The 631-nt window shown below is 42.5% G+C and carries 1 protein-coding gene; it reads left to right on the top strand.

Going from position 1 to position 631, the window contains the following annotated elements:
• The first annotated feature begins 2 nt into the window (after window positions 1-2).
• Window positions 3-272, top strand: coding sequence for a GNAT family N-acetyltransferase (locus RTW80_RS26810; protein ID WP_312721131.1), 270 nt, complete (start codon window positions 3-5; stop codon window positions 270-272).
• Window positions 273-631 lie beyond the last annotated feature (359 nt).

The raw sequence follows: 631 nt of genomic DNA, 5'->3' as shown, positions 1-631 counted from the left end.
ATATTCAATTGGCCATTGTCAACAAGATGACGCAGGTTTTGATTGGTGATATCTATTTACGTCAGCAATGCGATGTGTTTTGGCTCGGCTATACCATCAGTCCCGCTTATACTCGCCAGGGATATGCAATTGAAGCAATTACCGCCACGATTGACTGGATAAAAGAGAACGGTTTTTCACTCATCAAAGCCGGTGTGAATCCGGAAAATACCCTTTCAAAAAAATTACTTATCAGGATTGGCTTCAATTTTTCGAGCATCGAAGATGGGTGAGCATATTTATGTTCTGGATTAAACAAAAGGAGAATAATCTCCCGAAGGGAAAAGCCGATGAGGCCATTTCAGGCGTACTTCAACATGCATTCGTCAGTGTCATCTGCCTTTTCCAGTAAATGGGTTGGCATTCAATTTCCAAAGTACATCACACTTTTTCTACTGAAACATATCCCTCCTATAACTACGTGTTAATATTCGCTCCGTAAATACCTTTCAACTCAACCCGAGGCTTTGATGCTGGAGAATGTAATCATCCGATAATCAGTTCCCCGACCTTTTCAGGCCGGACTGATTATCAATGCGCCGAAATCGAATGCGGACACCGCGGTGTGTTTGCACGTTTTGCACATGATGAT

The sequence above is a fragment of the Escherichia sp. AM3 genome (assembly GCF_032029835.1).
Taxonomy (GTDB): Bacteria; Pseudomonadota; Gammaproteobacteria; order Enterobacterales; family Enterobacteriaceae; genus Escherichia; species Escherichia coli.
This window is presented reverse-complemented; position numbering and strand designations above follow the sequence as displayed.